The 6,448-nt window shown below is 42.7% G+C and carries 7 protein-coding genes; all 7 read left to right on the forward strand.

Annotated features, from left to right (window positions below):
• Positions 1-213: hypothetical protein (locus B3182_RS14580; RefSeq protein ID WP_292753292.1), on the forward strand; the 213-nt coding region annotated here is incomplete at its 5' end.
• Positions 214-272: 59 nt separating this feature from the next.
• Complete coding sequence (locus B3182_RS14585; protein ID WP_292357903.1) at positions 273-2,741, forward strand: AsmA family protein; 2,469 nt, start codon at positions 273-275, stop codon at positions 2,739-2,741.
• A 35-nt stretch (positions 2,742-2,776) separates the two neighbouring features.
• Positions 2,777-3,826, forward strand: coding sequence for an A/G-specific adenine glycosylase (gene mutY, locus B3182_RS14590; protein ID WP_292357901.1), 1,050 nt, complete (start codon positions 2,777-2,779; stop codon positions 3,824-3,826).
• Positions 3,823-4,089: an oxidative damage protection protein gene (locus B3182_RS14595; RefSeq protein ID WP_292357899.1), complete on the forward strand. Its 267-nt coding sequence runs from the start codon at positions 3,823-3,825 to the stop codon at positions 4,087-4,089. Before mutY ends, B3182_RS14595 begins: the two co-directional genes overlap by 4 nt.
• A gap of 308 nt (positions 4,090-4,397) precedes the next feature.
• Positions 4,398-4,607 (forward strand): cold-shock protein, encoded by a 210-nt coding sequence (locus B3182_RS14600; RefSeq protein ID WP_014706264.1) that lies wholly within the window; start codon positions 4,398-4,400, stop codon positions 4,605-4,607.
• A 145-nt stretch (positions 4,608-4,752) separates the two neighbouring features.
• A complete protein-coding gene (locus tag B3182_RS14605) occupies positions 4,753-5,502 on the forward strand; it encodes a DUF4197 domain-containing protein (protein WP_292357896.1) in 750 nt (249 codons plus the stop codon).
• 69 nt (positions 5,503-5,571) lie between these two features.
• The gene (locus B3182_RS14610; protein ID WP_292357894.1) at positions 5,572-6,336 is read left to right on the forward strand and encodes an elongation factor-1 alpha; all 765 of its coding nucleotides are present in this window, start codon (positions 5,572-5,574) and stop codon (positions 6,334-6,336) included.
• Positions 6,337-6,448: the final 112 nt, after the last annotated feature.

Raw genomic sequence — 6,448 nt, forward strand, 5'->3', positions numbered from 1 at the left:
CGCCAGCCAATACCCGGAAATTTCCTCTATCCAGGGATACAACTCAACACACAGCCCCCGGCACTTATTACCCAAAAAGGGGTCTTTAGTCCTAAACGCCAACTGACAATATCTAACTCCAAAGAGGCTTCAATCAATGCTGAAACCAAAGACCTGTTTTCAGCGACATTGGACTATGAACGTTTCACCTATATTGTCAAAGCCGGTTCATAAACCCTGTCAAATGACTTATCATCTTGGCAATACACCCATCTAAAGTACAGGATAAAAGCATGCGCACCTTTATCAAAGTGATTATTGCAATAATCATCATCGCTATTGCTGCTCTCGCAGCACTTCCCTTCATTATCGATCCAAATGACTATAAAGATGAGATTGCAGCGCAGGTTGAAAAAACCACAGGGCGTAAATTGACTTTGCAAGGTGATATCGAGCTATCGGTGTTTCCCTGGATAGCTTTAGAACTCGGACCATTATCACTTAGCAATGCCAGTGGCTTTAAAGCCGAATCTTTTGCCAGCGTCGAAGCTGCCGAAATTCGCATTAAACTGATGCCTCTGCTGAAAAAACAGCTGGAAATGGACACCATTGTGCTCGACGGTCTGTTGCTGAATCTGGAGACCAATAAAGAAGGTGTGACCAACTGGGATGATCTGACAAAAACCAGTGATGAAGTAGAACAACCCCCTTCAGCTGAATCTGACAGCGTTTCGGACGAGCCATCCAGTGGATTATCTGCAGTAAAAATTGCCGGCATTAAACTAACCAATGCCAATGTATTGTGGTCTGATGCCAGCAAAGATGAAAACTTCCAGTTACGTAATCTTAATCTGGAGACCGATCCTCTGGCTCCCGGCGATCCCACTTCACTTACAACGTCGTTTGATTTGATCAGCAGTAAGCCTGAAGTCAAAGCACATATCGAACTTGAGAGTAAGGTAATCGTCGATCTTGAAAAGCAGATCTACGCACTGGAGTCACTGAAGCTCAATACCGTTGCCAATAGTTCTGCAATGCCATTGCAACAGGCTAATCTGGACCTTCAAGCTGACATTCATGCCAACATGGCGAGTGAATTGGTGACAATCCAAAATTTAGCAATTAATTTACAAGCTACCGGATCTGAACAAAATATCGACGCCAATATAGAGGGTTTAATCGAAGCCAATCTGGCATCGCAACAACACAGCATTACAAATCTTGTTATCAGCGCGGATATTGAAGATAAAAATCTACCCGGTGGCAAAAGCAAACTGGATGTCACAAGCAACCTCATAGCTAATCTCGCAGATGAAACATTGCAGGTTAATGATCTTGCCATCAAATTTGCAGATCTGACGATGAATGGACGAATACTGGCGGAGAAAATCCTGTCTGATGATCTGGCATATAATGGCAATATCCAGGTGAAACCTTTCAACCTGCGTAAATTAGCCGAAGATTTAAAAATTGAACTGCCTGAAATGGCCGATAATAGTACATTGGAACTGGTTCAGCTGAGTAGTGAAATCAGTGGCAGCAAACAATCGCTTAATACCAAAGATTTACAATTGACCCTGGATCAAAGTCAATTAACCGGTCAATTTGGTATCAACAATTTCGAAAAACCCGCTTACACATTTAATCTGATGCTGGATCAAATTGATGCTGATCGCTATTTACCACCAGCGAAAGAAGAAGTTGAGGATAAAACGGCTAAAGAAGTTTCTACACCTGCTTCATCTGCAGCCGGCGGCTCCAGTGAATTACCATTGGAAACACTGCGGGACATCAACGCCAAAGGCAGTTTGAAAATTGGCAAACTCAAAGTCAGTGGCATTAACAGTGAAAACATTGTCATTACTATTGATGCAAAAGATGGTCTGATCAAACTGAGTCCCCTGGCTGCAGAGTTATATCAGGGAAAGTATCAAGGTAATGTCAATCTTGATGCCCGTGGTGACAATTTGAAGCTTGCAGTAGATGAAAACCTGCAAGGGGTTCAGGCCGGTCCCCTATTAAAAGATCTGACCGGTAATGATCGTATTGCCGGCACAGCAAATGCCAATGTAAAGCTCAATGGCAGTGGTAAAGATATTGATGCCATCAAACAAAGTCTGAACGGTAATGGTGCATTTTCTTTTACGGATGGCGCATTAAAAGGCATTAATATTGCCGAAGCCATTCGCCAGGCTAAGGCTGTTCTGTCCGGACAAAAAGCTGCAGAGACTAACGAACCGGTGCAAACTGATTTCAGCAGCCTGAAAGGCACATTCACCGCCAATGAAGGCATCGTAAATAATCAGGACCTTGAGTTAATGTCTCCATTATTGCGAGTCACCGGTGCGGGTGATATTGATCTCCCCAGAGAAGTCATTGATTATGCTGTTCGCGTTTCAATCGTCGGTTCAGCTGAAGGCCAGGGAGGCAAAACTCTTGAAGATCTGAAAGGGATTACCATTCCGGTAAAAATTACCGGCAGTTTTGATAATCCAAGACCCAAAGTGGATTTGGCCTCTGTCTTAAAAGAACAGGCCACTGGTGAAATTAAAGCCAAAGCTGAAGAAAAACTAAAAGAAAAACTGGGTGATGAGCTTGGTGGATTACTGGGTAAGAAACTGGGTGGCGATTCAAAATCTTCAACTTCTGATGAAACTACTGAAGAGCCTGCTACCGATGAGCAAACATCCGATGAGGCAGACTCTGCAGATGAACCCTCAGAAGAGGACTTGTTGAAGGAAAAACTGAAAAGTTTATTCTAGGCCGTGTTCACAAAGGAACATGGCCTGATTCTATTTTGACTAACAGCTTCAGTGAACGTTTATTAGCCTGGTATGACCATCACGGTCGTAAGGATTTGCCATGGCAGCAAAAACCATCGGCTTATCATGTATGGCTTTCTGAAGTGATGCTTCAGCAAACTCAGGTTGCTACCGTTATTCCGTATTACCAGCGTTTTATTGATCGTTTCCCGGACATTAACGCTCTGGCAGATGCCCATATAGATGATGTCCTCGGCTTATGGTCAGGGCTTGGATATTATGCCCGTGGACGAAATCTGCATAAGGCAGCTGTTCAGATGCAACAGCATCATGACGCAAAGGTGCCAGAGGATTTTCAGGCGCTTTTGGATTTGCCAGGAATTGGTCGTTCTACTGCCGGAGCCATTATGGCGCTGGCCTTTCATCAGCGCTATCCGATTCTGGATGGCAACGTAAAACGCGTTTTGGCGCGATATGATGCCATTAATGTCTGGCCAGGTGAGAAACACGTAGAAGCTGCAATGTGGCAGCGAGCCGAGACATTATTGCCCGAACATCGCATTGCTAATTATATTCAGGCACAAATGGACCTGGGAGCCACCTTGTGCACCCGCAGTCGCCCAGCCTGCCAGCAATGCCCTCTTCAAACTGATTGCCAGGCTTTTGCATCCGGTGAGCCGACTTTATTCCCGGTACGTAAAGCTAAAAAAATCCAACCTGTACGTCAGACCAACTGGTTTATCTATATAGATCAAAATAACCACATATTATTGGAACAACGTCCGCAAAATGGCATATGGGGGGGGCTATGGAGTTTTCCAGAGGGTAAAACTGCAGAGGCACCAGATAACCGTTTGCCGATAAAAAATACCTTACTGGAATCGTCATTGCCTGAAATCAAACATGTTTTCAGTCACTTCAAATTAACTATAACCCCTTATTTGTTTACTGCTGAGCCAATCCACCTTGTGGCTGAGAATAATAGACATATCTGGGTTAAAATAGATCAGGCGTTAACTTTGGGCTTACCTGCTCCGGTTAAACAATTAATTCAATTTTTATCATCAACCGAGAGGATGCTATGACACGTACTGTGCATTGTGTAAAACTCAACAAAGAAGCAGAGGCACTCGATTTTCCCCCTTATCCTGGTGAACTGGGGAAAAAAATCTATGAAACAGTCTCTAAAGAAGCCTGGCAAATGTGGGTAGCGCATCAAACCATGTTAATTAATGAGTATCGTTTATCATTGGCTGATCCAAAATCCCAGACTTTTCTGAGAACCGAATTAGAGAAATTTTTCTTTGGAGACGGTTCTGAAAAGCCAGCTGATTTCAAGCCGGTTTAGCCTATGTTAAAGGCAAAATCGCGCATTTTATCCGCTTTTACAGCTGCCAAACTGAGATTCAGAATAGTTATTAAAAATGAATTTTTTGAATACTGCCTTACCGGTAAACATAATAGATTCAACGGTTAAGCGTTTTTTTTCCGCTTTCTTAACGTGTTTTTTAAGCAAAAAAAAAGTTGTTATGGTCAAAATAAATGTGACTTTTTGTTAAATTTTGGGCGTACAATGCGATTAACCCCTTTTTTAAGGGGTAGTGTAAGCTGACTTAGGAGTTAAGTTAGCAGAAGATTTAAGATATTGAGGTTGATATGGCAGAGCAAGTTACAGGCACAGTGAAATGGTTCAATGACGCAAAAGGATTCGGTTTTATTGAACGCGCCGATGGTCCAGATGTATTTGTACATCACAGCGCGATTAAATCAGATGGTTTTAGAACTCTGAAAGAAGGCCAAGCTGTCACTATGGAAGTGACACAGGGTCAAAAAGGTCCACAAGCGGAAAACGTTGTCCCTAGCTGATAACCAGATCCGATAGACATGAAAAGCCGGTTAAGCAATTAACCGGCTTTTTTTTGTGCGTTATTCCAATTGATAATAATGGATAACTTGACGCTTATAGAGTCATACAGGCACTATCGAAGCTGAACAGGTAAGGATTTACAGCATGAAATTTTCAGTAATGGTTACTTCGGCACTTTTTATATTTTTTTTAATGGCAACATCACCCAGCCATGCTGACTGGAAAAAATTCCTCGAAGACTTCAGTAAATCTGGTACTACCGCGCTGGGCACATCGGAAGACACGGATTTAAGTTCTGACACGATTGCCAACGGCCTAAAAGAAGCGTTAGAAGTCGGCACCAGAAAAGCTGTCGAAAATGTCAGTAAAGAGGGAGGTTATCTAAACAACCCGAAAATCCACATTCCATTACCTCCTCGCGTACAACAAGCAGCTGGATTAATGCGTCAGCTGGGCCTGAATAAAATGGCAGATGATTTTGAACAAAGTATCAATCGGGCGGCAGAAAAAGCCGCACCACAGGCAACCTCAATCATGATCGATGCTATTAAAAGTATGACCATTGACGATGCCCGTAATATTTTGAATGGCGAGAATGATGCTGCCACACGGTTTTTTGAAGATCGTACTCGTGGCAAGCTCGCTGACTTATTTGAGCCTGTAATCGATACATCATTGAATGAAGTGGGTGCAACCCGCTATTACAATCAGCTAAACGATAAACTCAGTTCAGTGCCTGTAGTAGGTCAGGAGTTGGATATGGATCTGCAGGATTATGTAACTGACCAAGCGCTCAATGGATTGTTTGTTATGTTAGCAGAGGAGGAGCAAAAAATCCGTGACAATCCTGCGGCACGTACTTCGGAGATTTTGCAGCAGGTTTTTGGCAAATAAATAGTTTTTTTACTACTCAGTAAAAGCGCTATGTACTAAAATAAACACAATAAAAATAAGGGAAACAACATGGCAAGAAATCACAACCTGAATCTCGCAAGTCAAGGCACCTCATTAAAAGCACTTTTTACCGGTTATTTGGTTGTGGTGGCAGTAGGTTACCTGATGGCAATTGTGCAAATTCAGCTTACCCATGGTCTGGCTGACGGTAAATATGGTCTCTCAGTTGATGATATCGTTTACAGCTATTACGGAAACAGAACTAATTCACTGCTCGAAAATAAACTGCATGGTTCGATGAAACCGATGGCAACCGACGATGAACGTGAAAAAATCATTAGTTGGGTACATGCTGGAGCAACAGAAGAAGCCTATGAAAATGACGGCATCAGACAGATTTTTGATGCCAAATGTATTATCTGTCATAACGCTGAAGCTGGTGGTGCCGTTCCAGACTATTCCGATTTCAAACAGATAAAAGAACGTGCTGTCGTTGATACCGGTGCCAGTATTGCATCACTTGCCCGTGTTTCGCATATTCACTTATTTGGTATCGCCTTTATCTTTATGTTTGTTGGCTTGATATTCAGTTTGGCAGCAGGTGTACCTAAACCTTTGAAAGTTATCGTCATTTCCATGCCATATATCTTTTTGTTAATCGATATCAGCGCCTGGTGGTTGACTAAACTGCATCCTAATTTTGCCTGGTTCGTTATCATTGGTGGTGGCGCAATGGCATTATCATTTGCATTTATGTGGGTGGTATCCATGTATGAAATGTGGATCTTGCCACGCATCCGCGAAGATAATCGTGATGCGTTATTAGACGAATAAAATAACAAAAAAGAGCCGCTGTCTTGTTACCAGGACAGCGGCTTTTTTATTTTAGGGCTTGTTTATCTTTCATCTCCGCCTCTGTTGTGAGCTGAAAAAGCGTCAATCAAGG

The sequence above is a fragment of the Methylophaga sp. UBA4204 genome (genome assembly GCF_002379485.1).
Lineage (GTDB): Bacteria > Pseudomonadota > Gammaproteobacteria > Nitrosococcales > Methylophagaceae > Methylophaga.